Raw genomic sequence first — 20,762 nt, forward strand, 5'->3', positions numbered from 1 at the left:
AAGCGGCTTGTCGTGCCATCGCCAGCAATACCAAAGGATACTGTAGGCTACTGACAGCCCTCATGAACAGCGTGGCATACCAACCCTGCCCCTCACCCGCGAAGACTGAGCTGTGCCGTTTCAGGGCGCATTGGGGCAATCACCGCAAGACAAGTCATCAGCAATAAAAAACCCCCGTCGATGACGGGGGCCTGAACACTCGGGGCTGACGGCTGCGCTTAGCAGTAGCCGTAGCCCAGCAGACGCTGGTAGCGCTGCTCCAGCAGTTGCTCGGTATCGAGCGGACGCAGGGCGTCCAGATCCTGCTTGATGCGGGCCTTGAGGTTTTTGGCCATCTTCTCCACATCGCGGTGAGCACCGCCGAGGGGCTCGTCGATCACGTGGTCGATCAGCTTGAGCTCTTTCAGACGCTGGGCAGTGATACCCATCGCTTCGGCAGCTACGGAGGCCTTGTCGGCACTCTTCCACAGGATGGAGGCACACCCTTCCGGCGAGATGACGGAGTAGGTGGAGTACTGCAGCATGTTGACGCGGTCACCCACGCCAATGGCCAGCGCACCACCGGAGCCACCCTCACCAATCACGGTGCAGACCACCGGCACGGTCAGACCGGCCATCACTTTCAGGTTGCGGGCAATCGCCTCGGACTGGCCACGCTCTTCGGCACCGACGCCAGGGTAAGCGCCCGGGGTGTCGATAAAGGTGATGATCGGCATCTTGAAGCGCTCGGCCATCTCCATCAGACGCAGGGCCTTGCGGTACCCTTCCGGACGCGGCATGCCGAAGTTGCGCTTGATCTTCTCTTTGGTCTCGCGACCCTTCTGGTGACCAATCACCATCACCGGCTCGCCGTCGAGACGGGCGATGCCGCCGACGATAGCCTTGTCATCGGCATAGGCGCGATCGCCAGCCAACTCGTCGAAATCGGTGAAGATATGCTCGATATAGTCAAAGGTGTAGGGGCGCTGGGGATGACGCGCCATCTGGGATACCTGCCAGGCACCCAGATCACCGAAGATCTTCTTGGTCAGCTCTTCGTTTTTCTTCTCCAGCCGGCGGATCTCGTCTTTCAGATCCACGGCGTGATTGCCTTCACTCACATGTTTGAGTTCATCAATCTGCGCCTGCAACTCGGCAATCGGCTGTTCAAAATCCAGAAAAAGACTCATAGGGCCTTAGAACCTCTAATCAAAAACCAATTCAACCCGCTCTCGTCCAAGCAGGACTCGCAAGTCATCTATCAGTTGATCGGTGGGCGTCACCCGCCACTCGGTACCGAGCGTCAATCGCACCCGGGAGCCGGGGCGACGATAGTTTACCTGAACCGGACAGACTCCGGCACGGGCGGGCTCCAAAATCTCGCACAAACGCGGGAAAAAGCGATCATCAATCCGCTGTTCATCGAGGGAGATGCGGATTGCTCTGGCAAAACGCTCCCTCGCATCGTTGATATCCAGTAATTCTCGAGCCGACATTTTAAGGCCACCGGAGAAGTCATCAAAGCTGACCTGTCCAGAAACCACCAAAATGCGGTCTTTTTGCATCAATTCTTCATATTTTTCCAGCGCTTCACTGAACAGGGTCACATCGAGGCGACCGGAACGGTCGTCCAGAGTGAAGATCCCCATCTTGTTGCCACGCTTGGTCACCATGCTGCGAGCCGCGATCACCAGCCCCGCCGCCGTGGTCACGGTATCGCGGGAGGTGGGATGCAGATCGCACAGGCGACCCGAGGTATAACGACGCAATTCGCTGCTGTACTGGTTGATGGGGTGACCGGTGAGATAGAGCCCGAGGGTCTCGCGCTCCCCTTCCAGCCACACCTTGTCAGGCCAGTGCGGCACGTTGGCAAACGCCTTCTTGACGTCGTCAATCTCTTCGGTAAGCACGCCGAACATGTCGACCTGCCCCACCGCCTGCGCCTTGGCGTGCTGCTCGGCGGCCCGCATCGCCTCCTCCAGGGTCGCCATCAGGGCGGCGCGGTGCGGGCCGAGCCGATCCATGGCGCCGGAGAGGATCAGCTTCTCCATCACCCGCTTGTTGAGCTTCTTGATGTCGACCCGGTTGCAGAAGTCGAACAGATCGCGGAACGGGCCGTCCTGATCCCGGGCGCTGAGGATAGCGTCGATAGGGCCTTCACCCACCCCTTTCACCGCCCCGATCCCGTAGACGATATGACCATCTTCGTTGACCGAGAAGCGATAGCGGCCAGTGTTCACATCCGGCGGGATCACGGTCAGCCCCATCCGCTGGCACTCGTCCACCAGGGTCACGATTTTGTCGGTGTTGTCCATATCAGCGGTCATCACCGCCGCCATGAACTCGGCCGGGAAGTGGGTCTTGAGCCAGAGGGTCTGGTAGGAGACCAACGCATAGGCGGCGGAGTGGGATTTGTTGAAGCCGTAGCCGGCAAACTTCTCCACCAGATCGAAGATCTTCATCGCCAGTTCGCCGTCGACGCCATTCTTGACGGCGCCCTCCTCGAAACCGGCTCGCTGCTTGGCCATCTCCTCGGGCTTTTTCTTACCCATCGCCCGGCGCAGCATATCCGCGCCACCGAGCGTGTAGCCCGCCAGCGTCTGGGCGATCTGCATCACCTGCTCCTGATAGAGGATGATGCCGTAGGTCGGTTCGAGGATGGGCTTCAGGCTCTCGTGCTGCCACTTCTCGTCCGGATAGGAGATCGCTTCATTACCGTGTTTGCGGTCGATGAAGTTATCCACCATGCCTGACTGGAGCGGGCCCGGTCGGAACAGGGCCACCAGTGCGATCATGTCTTCGAAACAGTCGGGGCGCAGCCGCTTGATGAGATCCTTCATGCCGCGGGATTCCAGCTGGAATACCGCTGTGGTCTCGTAGCGCTGCAGCAGGTCGAACGACTTCTTGTCATCGATGGGGATGGCGGCAATGTCCACCGGCGGCTTGCCCTCTTTGGCAAGACGCGGGTTGATCATGCCGAGCGCCCAGTCGATGATGGTGAGGGTGCGCAGACCCAGGAAGTCGAACTTCACCAGACCGGCGTATTCCACATCGTTCTTGTCAAACTGGGTGACCGGGTGATGGCCTTCGTCATCGCAGTAGAGCGGCGCAAAGTCGGTGATCTTGGTGGGTGCGATCACCACGCCACCGGCATGTTTACCGGCGTTGCGCACCACCCCTTCGAGGCGACGGGCCATGTCGATGAGGTCTTTGACCTCCTCATCCTGCTCGTAGAGCTCGGGCAGCTTGGGCTCGGCCTCGAATGCCTTGGCCAGCGTCATGCCCGGATCCGGCGGGATCAGCTTGGAGATGCGATCCACAAATCCGTAAGCGTGACCCAGCACCCGGCCTACGTCCCGCACCACCGCCTTGGCCGCCATGCTGCCGAAGGTGATGATCTGGGAGACCGCATCCCGGCCATACATGTCGGAGACGTGCTCGATCACCTCATCGCGTCGGTCCATGCAGAAGTCGACGTCGAAGTCGGGCATGGATACCCGCTCGGGGTTCAGGAAACGTTCGAACAGCAGGTCAAATTCCAGCGGGTCGAGGTCGGTGATCTTGAGGGCATAAGCCACCAGAGAGCCCGCCCCCGAGCCCCGCCCCGGACCAACGGGGATGCCGTTGTCCTTGGACCACTGGATAAACTCCATCACGATGAGGAAGTAACCCGGGAAGCCCATCTGGTTGATCACTTTCAGCTCGATGTCGAGACGCTCGTCATACTCGGGACGACGCTCGGCACGCACTTGCGGATCCGGGAACAGGAACTCGAGACGTTCCTCCAGACCCTCTTTCGACTTGGCCACCAGAAAATCTTCGGTAGTCATGTCGCCGGTCGGGAAGTTGGGCAGGAAGTATTCGCCGAGACGCACCGTCACGTTGCAGCGCTTGGCGATCTCCACCGTGTTTTCCAGCGCTTCGGGAATGTCGGCAAACAGCTCCGCCATCTCCTCCTGACTGCGCAGGTACTGCTGGGGGCTGTAGCGACGGGGGCGGCGCTTGTCCATCAGGGTATAGCCATCGTGGATGGCGACCCGGATTTCGTGGGCGTCGAAATCATCGGCGTTGAGGAACACCACCTCGTTGGTGGCGACCACCGGCAGCGCGAACTCGGTGGCAATCGCCACCGCCATGTGCAGGTAGACCTCTTCGTCGGGTCGACCGGTACGCAGCAGTTCGAGGTAGTAGGCATCGGGGAAGTGGGTCTGATAGAAGGCGACACACTGCTCGGTCATCTGCCGGTTGCCCTTGAGCAGGAACTTGCCCACATCCCCCTCGCGCCCGCCGGAGAGGACGATCACCCCCTTGGCGTGTTCGGCGAGCCAGCTCTTGTCGATAACCGGCCGCCCCTGCACGTGGCCGCGCTGGTAACCGCGGGAGATAAGCAGGGTGATGTTCTGGTAGCCGTCGTTATCCATGGCTAGCAGGGTGAGGCGGAACTGCTCGTCGCCGAGCTCATCGCTCTGCACCCAGAAGTCGGCACCGACAATGGGCTTGATCCCCTTGCCGTGGGCCGCGCCATAGAAGCGCACCAGACCGCACATGTTCATCTGATCGGTCAGCGCCAGCGCCGGCATGTTGTTGGCCGCCGCCGCCCCGACGATGGGGTTGATCTTCTGCAGGCCATCGACCATGGAGAAGTCGGAGTGGACTCGCAGGTGGATAAAACGGGGGTCAGCCATCGTCATCTCCTCTCGCTGCTCAAACTAAATGGCATGGTCTACTCGATCCCCAGTGCGCGGCGCACCGGTTTGAAGCTCTTGCGATATTCGGGCAACGGGCCACGCTCGGCCAGAATGGCGAGGTGCTCAGCGGTCGGATAACCCTTGTGGCGGGCAAAACCATACTCGGGATGACGGCTGTCCAGCTCGGTCATCTCCGCATCTCGTGTCACCTTGGCGAGGATCGAGGCGGCGCTGATGGCGGCCACCAGGCTATCGCCCTTGACCACGGCACGCGCTTCCATCGGCAATGCCGGGCAGCGGTTGCCATCGATAAAGACCAGCTCGGGGGTGACCTTCAACCCCGCCACGGCGCGCTGCATCGCCAGCATGGTGGCATGCAGGATGTTGAGCTCGTCGATCTCCTCCGGGCTGGCGCGACCGATGGCCCAAGCGAGCGCTTTCTCTTTGATCTCGTCAAACAGGGCGAGGCGCTTCTTCTCGGAGAGCTTCTTGGAGTCGTTGAGCCCCGCGATCGGATTGGCGGGGTCGAGAATGACCGCAGCGGTGACCACGTCACCCACCAGCGGGCCACGGCCCACTTCGTCCACACCGGCAACCAGCTTGTCGTCAGGAATATCGATCATCATCTTGTAGCCTTGAATCAAAACAGGCCCCGTGGGGCCTGACAGGGGTCGACTGGCGCGGCATTACCGCTCGAAAACGAATGAACGGGTAGCGCGGCGCAATCGACGGTCCGAAATAGCGTTATCTGCCGAGCAGATCCGCCACCGCATCGGCAGCCTGCGAGTCGGCATTGCAGCGGATCAGCTGGTGCAGCTCGGTGAAGGTGTTGACCAGCGCACTGTTGTCGTGCTCGAAGTACTTGCTCACCTCTTCCACCAGATTCTCCGGGGTGCACTCGTGCTGGATGAGTTCCGGCACCAGCATGCGACCGGCGAGCAGGTTGGGCAGAGAGACAAATTCGGTCTTTACCAGTCGCTGGGCCAGCCAATAGCTGAAGGGCTTGAGCTTGTAGCCCACCACCATCGGCTTTTTCACCAGCATGGCTTCGAGCGCCGCGGTGCCGGAGGCCAGCATCACCACGTCAGCGGCGATCATCGCCTCGCGGCCCTGCCCTTCCAGCAGCACCATGTCGAGACCCGGCGCTACCTCGGCCTTGATGGCCATAAACTGCTCACGCCGTTTCTGGTTGACCAGCGGAACGATGAAGCCGAGATCCGGATAGCGCACCGTCAGGTGTTTGCACGCCTCGAGAAACAGGGGGGACATAAAGCCCACTTCGGCGGTGCGGCTGCCCGGCAATACCGCCAGCCAGCGGCGGTTGGCATCAATGCCCAGCTTGCGACGCATGGCAGCCTGATCCGGCACCAATGGAATGTCATCCGCCATGGTGTGACCGACAAAACGGCAAGGGGCGTCGAAGCGGTCGTAGAAGGCTTTCTCGAACGGCAGGAAGGCGAGCACCATGTCGGTGGCGGCCTTGATCTTGTGAATGCGGTTTTGGCGCCAGGCCCACACCGAGGGGCTGACATAGTGAACCGTCTTGATACCGGCGCGGCGCAGTTTCAGCTCCACTCCGATATTGAAATCCGGTGCATCCACGCCGATGAAGATATCGGGCGGATTGGCAATAAAGTGGCGCAACAGTTCGCGACGGACTTTGAGGATGCGCGGCAGACGGCCCAGCACCTCGGTGATCCCCATGACGGAGAGCTCTTCCATCTCGAACAGGGCCTTGACGCCGAGGGCCTGCATACGCGGCCCGGCGATCCCTTCGAACTGCGCATCCGGGTAACGGGCCTGCAGCTCGCGCACCAGACCGGCAGCCAGGATGTCGCCGGAGACTTCTCCGGCGACGATACCGATACGAACCGGATCAGGCACGGATGATCCCGCGCTCGTTATCTTTGAGGAAGTCCACATAGAGCTGGACGGCCGGTTCGGCTTGCGCCATCTCGATCAGCACCGGCAGCACCTCTTCGATGGTCTTGCCGGAGCGGAAGATCTCTTTGTAGGCACGCTTGACGGCAGAGATGGCCTCGGCGCTGAAACCGCGGCGACGCAGACCTTCGGAGTTGACCCCGAACGGCTTGGCGTAGTTGCCGGCGGCCATCACGTAAGGCGGCACGTCTTTGTTCAGGGCGGCGCAGCCACCGACAAAGGCGTGGGAACCGACGCGACCGAACTGGTGAATGGCGGAGAGACCACCAAAGATCACGAAGTCACCGATCACCACGTGGCCCGCCAGGGTCGCGTTGTTGGCGAAGATGCAGTTGTCACCGATGATGCAGTCGTGGGCAACGTGAACGTTGACCATGAACAGGTTGCCGCTGCCCACCTTGGTCAGGCTCTGATCCTGAATGGTGCCACGGTGGAAGGTGCAGTTCTCGCGAATGACGTTGTTGTCGCCGATCTCGAGGAAAGTGCGCTCACCGGCGTACTTCTTGTCCTGGCAATCCTCACCGATGGAGGTGTGCTGGAAGATCTTGTTGCCGCGACCAATCTTGGTCGGGCCCTTGATCACCACATGGGAACCTACCCAGGTGTTGTCACCGATTTCCACCTCGGCGCCGATGACAGAAAAGGGGCCGATTTCAACCCCTTTACCGATCACGGCAGACTCATGGACGATGGCAGTATCGTGAATGATGGCAGTCTGGTCGATCACGTGTGTTAAACCTCGCGTTTGGCGCACATCAGCTCGGCGGTACAGACCACTTCACCGTCGACGGTGGCGACACCGGTGAACTTGGCAATACCGCGACGCTCTTTCAGGAACTCCACGTCCAGCACCAGTTGGTCACCGGGGCCGACTGGGCGCTTGAAACGAGCGTTGTCGATTGAGGCAAAATAGTAGAGTTCGTTGGGAGACGGCTTGCCCACCATGGTAAAGGCCAGGATACCGGTGGCCTGTGCCATCGCTTCCAGGATCAGTACGCCAGGGAACACCGGCTTGGCCGGGAAGTGCCCCTGGAAGATCGGCTCGTTGAACGAGACGTTCTTGATGGCGCGCAGGGTTTTGCGCTCATCGCTGATCTCGTAGTCGTCTACACGATCCACCATCAGAAACGGATAACGGTGGGGCAGCAGATCCATGATTTCCTGGATACCCAGGCTCTTCTTTTCAGTAGTCAAAACAGTACCCTATACCAATCGTGATTATTCTTGATCCAGCTTCTTCTCAAGCTTGCTTAACCGCTTGTGCATCTCTTCGATACGCATCACCCGGGCGGCGGTCTTGCGCCACTCTTTATTGGTTTGCAGAGGGATGCCGGAAGAGTAGACACCGGGCTCGGTAATGGGTCGCATCACCATGGCCATACCGGTAACGGTGGCCTGGTCGCAGATCTCCATATGCCCGTTAAAGACGGAAGCGCCGCCAATGATACAGTATTTGCCGACCTTGAGACTACCAGCCATCACGGTAGAGCCCGCCACGGCGGTGCCGTAACCGATCTCCACGTTGTGGGCGATCTGGCACTGGTTGTCGATGATGACGTTGTCAGCGATGCGGGTATCTTCCAGCGCACCGCGGTCAATGGTGGTACAGGCACCGATCTCGACCCGGTTGCCAATGGTCACACCGCCGAGCTGGGGGATCTTGATCCACTCGCCACGCTCGTTGGCATAACCGAAACCATCGGCGCCGATCACTGTGCCGGATTGAACCAGACAGTCGGTACCCATGGTCACATTGTGATAGAGGGTGACGTTGGCCCACAGCCGGGAGCGCGCTCCCAGCCGGGTATTCTTGCCAACAAAACAGCCCGGGCCAATGCGTACATCATCACCCAGCACGACGCCGGATTCGATCACTGCATTGGCGCCGATGGCCACTCTCTCGCCCAGTTGCACGTCAGCCGCGATAACGGCGCTCGGATGGATATCCGTGGCCGGCTGCGGGGTGGTGTCCAGCAGTTGGGCTACCCGGGCAAAGCCCACATAGGGGTCTTTGAGCACCAGGGCATTGGTGGGACAAAATGGCAGATCCGCTTCTGTAATGAGCACGGCGGTCGCCTTGCTCTGCTCCAGATAGTGCCGGTACTTCTTGTTGGACAGGAAGGTGATATCCCCCTCCCCGGCCTTTTCCAGTGTCGCTACCTTGCGGATTTCCAGGGTTCCGTCGCCATGGACCTGGGCCCCCAGTTGCTGGGCCAGCTGTGCGAGAGTGAATGCCATCAATTAGTTGCTCTTGCTTACCTGAGAAATAACCTGGCCGGAGATGTCCAGCTTGCTGGCGGCATACGGGGCGGCATTGCGCTCCAGCACCAGATCGTAACCATTGCTCTTGGCGATGGAATCGATGGCAGCCTGCACCTTGGTCAGGATCTTGTTGCGCTCTTCGGACTGACGGCGGCCGTTGTCCTGCTCAAAGGCTTGACGCTTCTGGTTGAACTCCATCTGCAGCTTGGCCAGCTTCTCCTGGTTCTGCTTCTTCTGCTCGGCACTCATGAAGGCTTCATCCTTGCGGAACTTCTCGACCAGCTTCTGGCCTTCCTGTTCCAGCTTCTGCAGCTCACGCATACGCGGCTCGAATTCACCTTTCAGCTTGGCTGCAACGGCTTCACGCTGGGGCAGCTTTTGGAAGACTTCGCCCATGTCGACCACGGCGATCTTGGTCTCAGCGAAGGCAGAACCCATGCCGGCAGCCATCAGTGCAAAGCTCAAACCAGCTACTTTCAACGCTTTATTCACACTTACTCCTTGTTCCCTCATGGCGAGGGCTACCTGATTTACCCGATTATGCAAGCGGCGTTAGGACCGTCTTGTTACCTGGTGAGGCACGCATACCGCGCGTCCCATCATTGAAGACCCCCACCGCATGGGTGGGGGCAAAACTCTGCTTAGAAAGTACGACCGATGTTGAAGGAGAAGACTTCGGTGCGATCCCCTTCGTATTTCTTGATCGGCTTGGCCAAGGCAAACACCAGCGGGCCCATCGGCGAGAGCCACTGCAGGGAGACACCGGCAGAGACCCGGATATTGCCCGGGTTGGAGTAGTCCTGGCTCAGATAGTTGCAATCAGAACCGGCGGCGCAAGGATATGCCCCGTTGGCAAAATCAGTGCTCCAGACGGTACCTGCGTCCATAAAGACGGTGGAACGGATCTGCGGACGATAGGTCTCGGAGACGAACGGGGTCGGGAAGACCAGCTCCAGTGAAGCGACGGCCAGAGCGTTGCCCCCCACCGAGGTGTCGGAACCTTCGTAGTAACCAGTTTCACACGGCTGAGAACCCGTGCAACTGCCAGCACCCGGCTTGTTGTAGGTCTTGTAGATCGCCTTGGGACCAATGGTGTTGCTCTTGAAACCACGTACCGTATCGAAACCACCGGCATAGTAGTTCTCGAAGAACGGCAGCATGGAGTCATCGCCATAGCCGTTACCGTAGGAGACACGACCCTTGCCGATCATTACCCAGCTATGATCCGCATCGAGCGGGAAGTAGTGGGCATCTTCGGCAGAGAGCTTGTAGTACTGCAGCTCCATCCCCGGCACGGTCACCTTGGCGTTGATACGTTGACGATCGCCAGAAGTCGGGAACATCCCCTTGTTCAGGGTAGAGCGGGTCCAGCCAGCGGTGACATCGACGGTCACAAAGTCGAGGTTGGAACCATCCTGTGAGTAAGCATTCCAGAACTGATCCATCTGTACCGACTGGCGGTTATCATTCCACTGATCCCAGCAGTAGGTGTTGCCATCAGTATCCGGGTTGTCTTTCAGACACTCCTGATAGTTCTGGGCATTGAATGACGGACGGCTCAGCTTGGTGCTCTCGATACCGGTACTGAAGTCGAGACGGTTGAACTCGTTGACCGGGAAGCCGCTGGAGAGACGGAAACCGATGGTTTCGTTCTCGTAATCAACGATATCGGCATCATCGGCGCGGAACTGGTTGTAGTAGACCCGACCACCCAGGCTGACACCATCCACGGTGAAGTAGGGGTCGTTGTAGCTCAGGTCAACGTTCTTGGAGTAGTCGTTGGTGCTGGCGTTGATGGAGACCTTTTTACCGGTACCCATAAAGTTGTCCTGGGAGATCCCCGCCTGCAGGCTCAGACCCGATTCGGTACCGTAACCGATACCTGCGTTGATGGAGCCTGCTGGCTGCTCCTTGACCTTGAAGTCGAGGTCAACCAGGTCATCGTTGCCCGGCACCCGCTTGGTGTCCACTTCGACGCTCTCGAAATAACCAAGGCGGTTGAGACGGCTCTTGGACTGCTCGATGTTGTCGGAGGAGAGCCAGGTGCCTTCCATCTGGCGCATCTCGCGACGCAGCACCTGATCTTCGGTGGTGGCGTTACCGCTGAAGTTGATGTTGCGCACATAGACACGGGGGCCAGGCTCAACGTTGACGATCAGCTCCACTTCCTTGGTCTTGTCATTGACCTGCGGGAAGGTGACCACTTTCGGATAGGCGTAGCCGTAACGGCCGAGGAACTTGGAGAGCACCTCTTCGGTATGAGTCACCTGACTGGCGGAGTAGGTGCTGCCGGCAGCGATCGGGATCAATCCCTTCATCTCGCCACCGCGATCGATCAGGTCACCCTTGAGCTGGACACCGGAGACCTTGTACTGATCCCCTTCCTTGATGTTGAGGGTGACGTAGACGCCCTTCTTGTCGGGGGTCATGGAGACCTGGGTAGACTCCTGCTGGAAGCGGATATAGCCGCGGTCCATGTAGTAGGAGCGCAGGGTCTCGATATCACCGGCCAGTTTCTGCTTCTGATAGCGCTGGTCGGCGGTAAAGTTCCACCAAGGCACTTCGTCGCGCAGGGAGAGCTGAGCAATCAGCTTCTCTTCAGGGAAGACGCTGTTGCCGACGATGTTGATCTGCTGGATCTTGGCCGCTTCCCCTTCCACGAAGGTGAACTTGAGGTCGACCCGGTTGCGCGGCAACGGGGTGACGATGGCCTTGACCTTGGCGGAGTATTTACCCACGCCATAGTAGAAATCTTCCAGCCCCTTCTCGAGGGAGGTGAGCACGGTGCGATCCAGCGGATCGCCCACACGGATACCGGAGGACTCCAGACTCTGGGTCAGTTGCTCCTCTTTGATATCCTTGTTGCCGGCAAACTCGATGCTGGAGATGGTTGGACGCTCCTTGACCATCACCTGCAGCACCTGGCCATCACGGTAAACCTTCACATCCTCGAAGTTACCCGAGGCATAGAGCTTCTTGATGGCGCTGGCCAGAGCCACGGAGTCGACGGTATCACCGACCCGGATCGGCAGGTTCAACAGTGCGGCACCCAGGGTCACCCGTTGCAGACCTTCGACCTGGATATCTTGCACCACAAAAGAGGCAGGGGCCGCCTGGGCCAGGAAACTGGCACCCAGCAGGCAACTCAACACCAATGCTTTTTTAACAGCCATTTTGTTCTTATGTGTCCTTGTTGATGCTCTGGCCTCAGAGGCGAGCGAAATCGTTAAACAGCGCAATGCCCATCAATAACATCAGAATGGCGGCGCCGATCCTGAAACCCACTTCCTGTATTTTCTCTGATACCGGCTTGCCGGTGACCGCTTCGATCAGGAAATAGACCAGATGGCCACCATCGAGCACCGGCAGAGGGAACAGATTGATAATCCCCAGGTTGACGCTGATCAGCGCCAGAAAACTCAAGAAATAGACCAGACCATAGTCGGCACTGCTGCCGGCGCCCTTGGCAATGGAGATGGGGCCGCTCAGGTTGTCCAGTGACACGATGCCACCGATCAACTTGCCAATCATGTCAAAGGTGAGCGTGATCAGGCTCCAGGTCTTGTCCGCGCCATGCCACAGCGCCTGCAAAGGCCCATACTGTAACAGAATTCGATATTCATCCGGTAATGGAACCAGTTGCGGCGAGAGACCGACGAATCCTACCAGCTTGCCCTGCACCTTGCGGCTATCCGGGGTCAGAGTCACGTTGAGATCACTGTTGTTGCGCTCAACCACCACTTGCAGGGGTTCACCCGGTGCCTGCTGCACCAGCTCGACAAACTGGGCCCACGCGGTAATAGGCTGATCGCCGACCTGTTTGATACGGTCACCGACCTGCAGCCCCGCCTTTTCACTGGCACTCTTGGGCACCACGGCAGCCACGACTGGCAGCACTTTGCCACTCAGGGGGACAATTCCCAAGCTGCCGATGGGCGACTCTTTATCCGGATCGAAGGTCCAGCCGGTCAGCGACAAGGTTTTATCGGTGGCATAGCTGGTATTGGGTGCCTGCACCTTGAGAGTCACTGCATCATCACCCAGATGACTGATAAGGGCGTAAGTGACGCTCTCCCAGTCACCGGTCTGCTCATCGCCGACCCCGACAATCTCCATCCCCGGCAGCACACCCGCCTCTGCCACGATGGATGCCGGACGCACTTCACCGATCACCGGCTTGACGCTCGGCACCCCGATGATAAACATCAGCCAGAGGGCAAACAGGGCAAACACGAAGTTGGCCATGGGACCTGCGGCGACAATCGCCATCCGCGCCCAGACACTCTTGTGGTTGAAGGCATACTGCTCGTCACCGGGCTTGAGTTCATCGACCCGGCCATCGAGCATCTTGACGTAACCACCGAGGGGGATCAGCGCCAGCACATATTCGGTGCCATCTTTACCCATCCTGCGCCAGATCGCCTTGCCAAAACCGATGGAGAAGCGCTCAACCTTGACGCCACAACGACGGGCCACCCAGAAGTGACCAAACTCGTGCACCGCGACCAGCAGGCCCAGCGCAACAACAAAGGCACCGATATTCCACAACACACCGCCCATCAGCCAAGCTCCTCAATCAACGTGTGAGCACGGGCTCTTGCCGCACCGTCCAGGGCAAACAGATCATCGAGCGAACCGACGGCGCTGCTCTCCAGCGCCAGCATCACAGCCTCGTTGATCCGGGCAATATCCATAAAACCGATGCGCCCAGCCAGGAAGGCGGCAACCGCCTCCTCGTTGGCCGCATTGAGCGCAGTGGTCGCCGCTTGTCCCTTCTGGCAGGCATTGATGGCCAACGCCAGACAGGGGTAGCGATCGTAATCAGGCCGGATAAAGCTGAACTCTCCGACACTGAAGAAATCCAAAGGTTCCACACCGGAAGGGATGCGATTGGGATAAGCCAGCGCATGGGCGATGGGGGTACACATATCCGGATTGCCAAGCTGGGCCAGCACGGAGCCATCCTTGTACTGCACCATGGAGTGGATCACCGACTGCGGGTGGATCACCACCTGGATCTGCTCGGGCGCCGCATTGAACAACCAGCGCGCCTCGATGTACTCCAGCCCCTTGTTGATCATGGTGGCGGAGTCGACCGAAATCTTGGCCCCCATCGACCAGTTGGGATGCGCGATGGCCTGCGCCGGTGTCACCTTGGCCAGCTCGCCGATCTCGGTGTAACGGAACGGGCCGCCAGAACCGGTCAGCAAAATCTTGCTGATCCCCGCCGCCGCCAGATCGCAAAAACCGGGCTGGCGCTGCACGGCAGTCGGCAGACACTGGAAGATGGCATTGTGTTCGCTGTCGATGGGCAGCAGCTCGGCGCCATGCTCGCGCACGGCTTCCATGAAGAAAGCACCGGACATCACCAGCGCCTCCTTGTTGGCCAACAAAATACGCTTGCCGGCACGTACCGCGGCCATGGTCGGGGCCAGTCCGGCCGCACCGACGATGGCGGCCATCACGCTATGGGCGTCGGGGTGAGCGGCAACCTCGCAGAGGGCTGCTGCACCAGACATGACCCGGGTTGTACTACCGTGCGCTTTCAGACGGGCAGCCAGTTCACGGGCGGCCTCCTCATCAACCATCACGGCAAAACGGGGGGAGAATTCGAGGCAGTCCCGCAACATGGCATCCACGTTGCGGGCGGCGGTCAACGCCAACACTTGCCAACTGCCCGGGTTATGGCGCAGCACTTTCAAGGTACTCTGACCGATGGAGCCGGAGGCTCCCAGAATAACCAGTGACTTGTGCATCAAAACTCCTGACTGAGTAGCAGATAACTGAGCAGAAACACCGGCAGGGCGGCGGTCAGGCTGTCAATCCGGTCGAGAATGCCGCCATGACCCGGCAACAGGGTGCCGGAGTCCTTGATGCCCGCTTCGCGCTTGAACATGCTCTCGGTCAGATCACCGAGTACGGAAGCAAGCACCGCCAGCAGAGAGCAAAACAGCACGGTGATCATCTTGGCAGGAACAAATCCCATCGACCAGGTAACGCCGATGGCCAGCAGGCTGGCGGTAAAGAGGCCGCCACACATTCCTTCGATGGTTTTGCCCGGACTCACAGCCGGTGCCAGCTTGTGCTTACCGAACGCCTTGCCGAAAAAATACGCGCCAGAATCTGCCGCCCAGACCAGTCCCATCACGAACAACAGGATCCAGGCCCCCATCATGGGGTCATGGTAAAAGTTGTAACCACGGATGGCGACCAGCGACCAGAAGAAGGGAACCAGAGTCACCAGACCAAACAGCGACTTGAGCCAGATAGACTCTTTCCACAGCTTGGCGCTTTGGGGATAGCGCAGCACCAGCAGCAGACCCAGCAGCCACCAGCTTACCGCTGTCCAGAGCACGCCCATCACGAGGGGGTGCAGGTGGGGCGTCCAGAGTTGCTCCACCGGCAGCCAAAAGAGGCTGGCACCGAGCAACAGACAAAATACGATGGGCAACCATTGCTGCGGAGCAGCAGAGACAAACCCACTCCATTCGCGACTGGCCAACAAAAACACCAGCGCAGCCAACAGGGCAAAAAATTTCAATGGCAGAAAGAAGAGCGCCCCCAACACCAGGGGGATCAACATCAAAGCAGTAATAATTCGTTGTTTTAGCAAAAGAAACCTCTCTCTTGGGAGCGGGGTTTAGCCGGTCTGCTGCTCGGCGATCAATTCCCGTATCTGTTCACCCGTGCAACCGAAGCGACGCTCGCGGGCAACGAAAGAGGCGACCGCCTCACTGAACTCGGCCTCGTTGAAATCGGGCCACAATACCGGGGTAAAATAGAGCTCGGCATAGGCGAGCTGCCATAACACAAAGTTGCTGATGCGATGATCGCCACCGGTGCGGATCAACAGGTCCACGGGTGGCAGATCGGCCATGCAAACCTCACGGGTCAACATGGATTCATCAATGTCGTCAGCGGCCAATTCACCGGCCGCCACTGCTTTGGCCAACTTGCGGGCCGCCTGGGCGATATCCCACTGGCCGCCATAGTTGGCCGCAATGTTCAGGGTCAACCCCTTGTTATTGGCGGTCAAGGCTTCCGCCTTGGCGATTTTGGCCTGCAACCGCTCACTAAAGCGAGCAGTATCGCCAATCACCTTGAGCCGGATCCCGTTGTTGTGCAGTTTCTGCACCTCACGACCCAGCACTGTGATGAACAGTTCCATCAAGGCACTGACCTCCCCTTCCGGGCGGCGCCAGTTCTCGCTGGAGAATGCAAACAGGGTCAATGCCTCGATCTTGGCACGCGCAGCAAAGGTAACGGCCTCGCGCACTGACTTGACGCCCGCCTTGTGGCCATAAACCCGCATCTTGCCTCGGTTCTGGGCCCAGCGACCGTTACCATCCATGATGATGGCGACGTGACGGGGTAAAGACGAGTTGGCACAATCACCCAACGCAGCCAAAAGCGACATGTAATTCTCCCACAAAGACAAAAGCGCCGTGCAGGGGCACTACACGGCGCTCGTAATATACCTTTCAGACGGTTAGATTTCCATTAGCTCCTTCTCCTTTACGGCAAGGGCCTCATCGACCAGCTTGATGTAGGAGTCGGTCAGTTTCTGGATCTCTTCCTGGGCGCGACGGTCGTCGTCTTCGGAGATCTCTTTGTCCTTCAGCAGCGCTTTCAAGTCGGCGTTAGCGTCACGACGGATGTTGCGCACGGCAACACGGGCGTTTTCCGCTTCAGCACGGACGATCTTGGTCAGATCGCGACGACGCTCTTCGGTCAGCGGCGGCAGCGGCACACGCAGGGTCTGGCCATTGCTGGACGGGTTCAGGCCCAGATCGGAGGTCAGGATCGCCTTCTCTACCGCCTGGATCATGGAGCGGTCAAAAATGGAGATGGAGAGGGTGCGAGCATCTTCTGCCACGACGTTGGCCAACTGTTTCAGCGGAGTGGCAGCACCGTAATACTCAACCTGGATGCCGTCGAGCAGGCTCGGGTGAGCGCGGCCGGTACGGATCTTGGACATTTGAGTCTTGAGCGCTTCTACGCTCTTGCCCATACGGTCCTTGGCGTCGTTTTTAATCTCGTTGATCACAGTGGTTTTCCTTTTGGCGAACGAGCCGCTACACGGCCCGTGTCTATCTTATTTACTGACGTGATGGATAGGATAAGAGCGCCAGGTGGCTCACTTTTATCTTATTTACCAACGTGGTGGATCAGAGTGCCTTCCGGTTCACCCATGACAACCCGGCGCAGGGCACCCGGTTTGTTCATGTTGAACACGCGGATCGGCAGATCATGGTCACGTGCCAGGGTAAAGGCAGCAAGATCCATCACCTTGAGCTCTTTTTCAAGAACTTCATCATAACTCAGTTCATGATACAGCACGGCATCCGGATTCTTGACCGGATCTTCGTTGTATACACCATCAACCTTGGTGGCTTTGAGCACCACGTCAGCTTCGATCTCGATCCCGCGCAGACAAGCCGCAGAATCGGTAGTGAAGAAGGGGTTGCCGGTACCGGCAGAGAAGATAACGACTTTGCCAGCACGCAGCTGGCTGATTGCCTCGGCCCAGCTGTAAGAGTCACAGACCCCCTGCAGGGAGATGGCAGACATCAGACGGGCATTCACATAAGCACGATGCAGGGCATCACGCATGGCCAGACCGTTCATCACGGTTGCCAGCATACCCATGTGGTCGCCCACCACGCGGTTCATGCCCGCTTTGGCAAGACCGGCACCACGGAACAGGTTGCCGCCACCGATGACCAGACCGACCTGAACACCCAACTCAACCAGTTCTTTGATCTCTTGGGCCATCCGCTCCAGCACCGCCGGATCAATGCCGAAACCCTCGGATCCTTGCAGGGCTTCACCACTCAACTTCAGAAGAACACGTCTGTATGCAGGTTTGGGATTGGTACTCATGTCACTGATTCCTGGTCATATAAAGACCGCGACATAAGTCGCGGTCTGGGGAAACGGAAAAACCGGTTCGATTAGGCCTTTTGAGCGGCCGCGATTTGGGCTGCAACTTCAGCAGCGAAATCGGTCTCTTGCTTCTCGATGCCTTCGCCCACTTCGAAACGGGTGAAGGAGACAACGTCAGCGCCTTCTTTCTTCAGCAGCTCGGCAACGGTCATGGAAGGATCTTTCACGAACGGTTGACCAGTCAGGGAAACCTCACCGGTGAACTTCTTCATGCGGCCTTCAACCATCTTCTCGGCGATCTCTTTCGGCTTGCCGGAGTTGATGGCGATGTCGATCTGGATTTCGCGCTCTTTGGCAACGACTTCAGCAGACACGTCTTCAGGCTTGACGAATTGCGGGCTGTTGGCAGCAACGTGCATGGCCAGATCTTTGGCCAGCTCGGCAGAACCACCGGTCAGCTTGGTGATAACACCAATGCGGGAACCGTGAACGTAGGTACCCAGGTTGTCACCTTCAACCAGCATCACGCGACGCAGGTTCATGTTCTCACCGATCTTGGCGATCAGGTTGGTGATGGTCAGCTCGACGGATTCGCCGTTACCGAAGTCAGCGGCTTTCAGCGCGTCAACGTCAGCAATTTTCTGGGTCGCAGCGATGTCAGCGATCTTCTGGCCCATTGCCATGAAGCTGGCATCTTTGGCGACGAAGTCGGTTTCGCTGTTCAGCTCGATCATGACGGCAACGTTGCCTTCGGTGCGAGCAAAGATAACGCCTTCAGCGGCAATACGGCCAGCTTTCTTGGCGGCTTTGGCCTGACCGGATTTGCGCATGTTCTCAATTGCCAGCTCGATATCACCAGCAGCTTCTTCCAGTGCTTTTTTGCAATCCATCATGCCAGCGGCAGTGCGCTCGCGCAGTTCTTTTACCAGGGCGGCAGTAACGTTAGCCATGTCCAGTATCCTCGGTCTTGAATTGACAAGAAACAGGGGCCACAAGGGCCCCTGCTAACCAATTACATCAGCTTGGTTAATAAGGGCTTTACAGTCCTTATCAATTACTCAGCTTCAACGAAGCCATCTTGTTCGGCTTGAACAACGATGTCCTGAGCGCGAGCTTCCAGTACGGTGTCAGCAGCAGCATTCAGGTACAGCTGTACGGCACGGATAGCGTCGTCGTTACCCGGGATGACGTAATCAACGCCGTCCGGGTTGGAGTTGGTATCAACGATGGAAACTACCGGGATACCCAGGTTGTTGGCTTCTTTGATAGCGATGTGCTCGTGGTCGGCATCGACAACGAACAGAACGTCAGGCAGGCCGCCCATGTTCTTGATACCACCCAGGCTCTTCTCCAGCTTTTCCATTTCGCGAGTACGCATCAGCGCCTCTTTCTTGGTCAGCTTGTCGAAGGTACCGTCCTGGCTCTGGGTTTCCAGATCTTTCAGGCGCTTGATAGACTGACGAACGGTTTTCCAGTTGGTCAGCATACCGCCCAGCCAGCGGTGGTTTACATAGAACTGGTCGCAACGCTCAGCGGCTTCTTTTACGGCTTCAGACGCGGCACGCTTGGTACCAACGAACAGTACCTTGCCTTTCTTGGCAGCTACGGAGCTGATGAAGTTCATGGCATCGTCAAACATCGGAACGGTTTTTTCCAGGTTGATGATGTGAACTTTGCTGCGGGCACCGAAGATGTAGGATTTCATTTTCGGGTTCCAGTAACGAGTCTGGTGACCGAAGTGAACGCCGGCTTGCAGCATGTCGCGCATAGAAACTTTAGCCATTTTATACCTCTGTATTGGGGTTAGGCCTCCACACATCCCATATAACCGACCCGTTAAGGCACCCCGGCATATGTGTCGATGTGTGTGTGTTGTTTAAGTAAGGGTGATGAAATCGGGACGCAAGTTCCCCATTCCGGCGCGCTTTATACCATAACTTTGTTCAGGACACCACCGGCCGACACCCTAAACAGGTGTAAATATGGATCCCGCCAGAGGATGCTGCGACGCTGATTTGACGTTGTGATGACAATCACACTGGAAGTACGCGGGGGTTGCGGATAAAATTTTGCCCTGATTGCAAACGCATCTATTTTTCATTGCCTGTCCTGTCTGCCCTCGCAGGCCCAGTGGCAGGCCGCAAGAGAGATCCCATGTCCATTAAAATCAAGACACCGGAAGAGATTGAAAAGATGCGCGTTGCCGGCCAATTGGCCGCCGATGTGCTGGTCATGATTGCGCCCCATGTCAAAGCTGGCGTCACCACTGACGAACTGAACACCCTCTGCCACGACTATATTGTCGACGTACAACAGGCGGTTCCAGCTCCGCTCAACTACCACGGCTTCCCCAAATCCATCTGCACCTCGGTGAACGATGTGATCTGCCACGGTATCCCGAATCACAAGAAGCTGCGTGATGGCGACATCATCAACCTGGATATCACCGTTATCAAGGATGGTTACCACGGTGACACCTCGGCCATGTTCATCGTGGGCGAGACCACCCCGCTGCGCCGCCAGCTCTGCAAGGTTGCGCAAGAGAGCCTCTACGCCGCCATCAAGAAGGTGCGTCCGGGTGCCTGCATCACCGAGATTGGCGCTGTTATTCAGCCCATCGTCGAGAAGGCCGGTTTCTCCGTGGTGCGTGACTACTGCGGTCATGGCATCGGTGCCGAGTTCCACGAAGAGCCGCAGATCCTCCACTACCGCAACAGCGGCAAGCTGGAGCTGAAAGCGGGCATGTGCTTCACCATCGAGCCGATGGTCAACAGCAAGAAGTATCACTGCAAGGTCAATCCGAAGGATGGCTGGACCGTGACCACCAAGGATGGCGGCGACTCCGCCCAGTGGGAGCACACCCTGCTGGTGACCGAGGATGGCTGCGAGGTGCTCACCCTGCGCCCCGATGACACTATCGACCGCTTCATCAAACACAGCTAACATCGAACCCCGGCCCTGAACTTCCAAAGCGCCGGGGTTTTTACTTCTGTTTCAGCCGTTTGC

General features: G+C 58.3%; 18 protein-coding genes. 1 reads left to right on the forward strand and 17 read right to left on the reverse strand.

Features of this window, described 5'->3' with window-relative positions:
* Positions 1-218: 218 nt before the first annotated feature.
* From accA to rpsB, 17 genes are all read right to left on the reverse strand, one after another.
* Complete coding sequence (accA, locus tag I6L34_RS05710; protein WP_005338549.1) at positions 219-1,169, reverse strand: acetyl-CoA carboxylase carboxyl transferase subunit alpha; 951 nt, start codon at positions 1,167-1,169, stop codon at positions 219-221.
* Positions 1,170-1,184: 15 nt separating this feature from the next.
* A complete protein-coding gene (dnaE, locus tag I6L34_RS05715; RefSeq protein WP_005349777.1) occupies positions 1,185-4,664 on the reverse strand; it encodes a DNA polymerase III subunit alpha in 3,480 nt (1,159 codons plus the stop codon).
* Between the two features lie 38 nt (positions 4,665-4,702).
* A complete protein-coding gene (rnhB, locus tag I6L34_RS05720) occupies positions 4,703-5,293 on the reverse strand; it encodes a ribonuclease HII (RefSeq protein ID WP_058057881.1) in 591 nt (196 codons plus the stop codon).
* Positions 5,294-5,411: 118 nt separating this feature from the next.
* Positions 5,412-6,551 carry a lipid-A-disaccharide synthase gene (gene lpxB, locus I6L34_RS05725; RefSeq protein ID WP_058057880.1) on the reverse strand — a complete coding sequence of 380 codons (1,140 nt, stop codon included), beginning with the start codon at positions 6,549-6,551 and terminating at the stop codon, positions 5,412-5,414.
* Positions 6,544-7,335: an acyl-ACP--UDP-N-acetylglucosamine O-acyltransferase gene (gene lpxA / locus I6L34_RS05730; protein WP_005338557.1), complete on the reverse strand. Its 792-nt coding sequence runs from the start codon at positions 7,333-7,335 to the stop codon at positions 6,544-6,546. The genes lpxB and lpxA overlap by 8 nt, the downstream gene beginning before the upstream one ends.
* A 5-nt stretch (positions 7,336-7,340) precedes the next feature.
* Positions 7,341-7,763 carry a 3-hydroxyacyl-ACP dehydratase FabZ gene (gene fabZ, locus I6L34_RS05735; protein WP_013724020.1) on the reverse strand — a complete coding sequence of 141 codons (423 nt, stop codon included), beginning with the start codon at positions 7,761-7,763 and terminating at the stop codon, positions 7,341-7,343.
* A gap of 63 nt (positions 7,764-7,826) precedes the next feature.
* Positions 7,827-8,846, reverse strand: coding sequence for a UDP-3-O-(3-hydroxymyristoyl)glucosamine N-acyltransferase (lpxD, locus tag I6L34_RS05740; protein WP_005338561.1), 1,020 nt, complete (start codon positions 8,844-8,846; stop codon positions 7,827-7,829).
* A gap of 3 nt (positions 8,847-8,849) precedes the next feature.
* Positions 8,850-9,362 carry an OmpH family outer membrane protein gene (locus I6L34_RS05745; protein WP_005338563.1) on the reverse strand — a complete coding sequence of 171 codons (513 nt, stop codon included), beginning with the start codon at positions 9,360-9,362 and terminating at the stop codon, positions 8,850-8,852.
* A gap of 149 nt (positions 9,363-9,511) precedes the next feature.
* Positions 9,512-12,043, reverse strand: coding sequence for an outer membrane protein assembly factor BamA (bamA, locus tag I6L34_RS05750; RefSeq protein ID WP_075114987.1), 2,532 nt, complete (start codon positions 12,041-12,043; stop codon positions 9,512-9,514).
* A gap of 34 nt (positions 12,044-12,077) precedes the next feature.
* A complete protein-coding gene (gene rseP / locus I6L34_RS05755) occupies positions 12,078-13,430 on the reverse strand; it encodes a sigma E protease regulator RseP (protein ID WP_058058902.1) in 1,353 nt (450 codons plus the stop codon).
* Entirely contained in the window at positions 13,430-14,626 is a 1,197-nt protein-coding gene (gene ispC, locus I6L34_RS05760; RefSeq protein WP_058058903.1) for a 1-deoxy-D-xylulose-5-phosphate reductoisomerase, read from the reverse strand. The genes rseP and ispC overlap by 1 nt, the downstream gene beginning before the upstream one ends.
* Complete coding sequence (locus I6L34_RS05765) at positions 14,626-15,453, reverse strand: phosphatidate cytidylyltransferase (RefSeq protein ID WP_005338571.1); 828 nt, start codon at positions 15,451-15,453, stop codon at positions 14,626-14,628. The genes ispC and I6L34_RS05765 overlap by 1 nt, the downstream gene beginning before the upstream one ends.
* A 57-nt stretch (positions 15,454-15,510) precedes the next feature.
* Positions 15,511-16,287, reverse strand: a complete 777-nt coding sequence (gene uppS, locus I6L34_RS05770) for a polyprenyl diphosphate synthase (RefSeq protein WP_005338574.1) — start codon at positions 16,285-16,287, stop codon at positions 15,511-15,513.
* Positions 16,288-16,359: 72 nt separating this feature from the next.
* Positions 16,360-16,917, reverse strand: coding sequence for a ribosome recycling factor (frr, locus tag I6L34_RS05775; RefSeq protein ID WP_005338576.1), 558 nt, complete (start codon positions 16,915-16,917; stop codon positions 16,360-16,362).
* A gap of 101 nt (positions 16,918-17,018) precedes the next feature.
* Positions 17,019-17,753 carry a UMP kinase gene (gene pyrH, locus I6L34_RS05780; RefSeq protein WP_005338577.1) on the reverse strand — a complete coding sequence of 245 codons (735 nt, stop codon included), beginning with the start codon at positions 17,751-17,753 and terminating at the stop codon, positions 17,019-17,021.
* Between the two features lie 71 nt (positions 17,754-17,824).
* On the reverse strand, positions 17,825-18,706 hold the full coding sequence (gene tsf / locus I6L34_RS05785) for a translation elongation factor Ts (RefSeq protein ID WP_005338578.1): 882 nt from the start codon (positions 18,704-18,706) through the stop codon (positions 17,825-17,827).
* Between the two features lie 104 nt (positions 18,707-18,810).
* Positions 18,811-19,539 (reverse strand): 30S ribosomal protein S2, encoded by a 729-nt coding sequence (gene rpsB / locus I6L34_RS05790; protein ID WP_005303470.1) that lies wholly within the window; start codon positions 19,537-19,539, stop codon positions 18,811-18,813.
* Between the two features lie 371 nt (positions 19,540-19,910).
* Between rpsB and map the strand changes: the two genes are divergently transcribed.
* Positions 19,911-20,699 (forward strand): type I methionyl aminopeptidase, encoded by a 789-nt coding sequence (gene map, locus I6L34_RS05795; RefSeq protein WP_005338579.1) that lies wholly within the window; start codon positions 19,911-19,913, stop codon positions 20,697-20,699.
* The last annotated feature ends 63 nt before the right edge of the window (positions 20,700-20,762 follow it).

Source organism: Aeromonas sp. FDAARGOS 1404 (genome assembly GCF_019047085.1).
Classification (GTDB): Bacteria; Pseudomonadota; Gammaproteobacteria; order Enterobacterales; family Aeromonadaceae; genus Aeromonas; species Aeromonas veronii.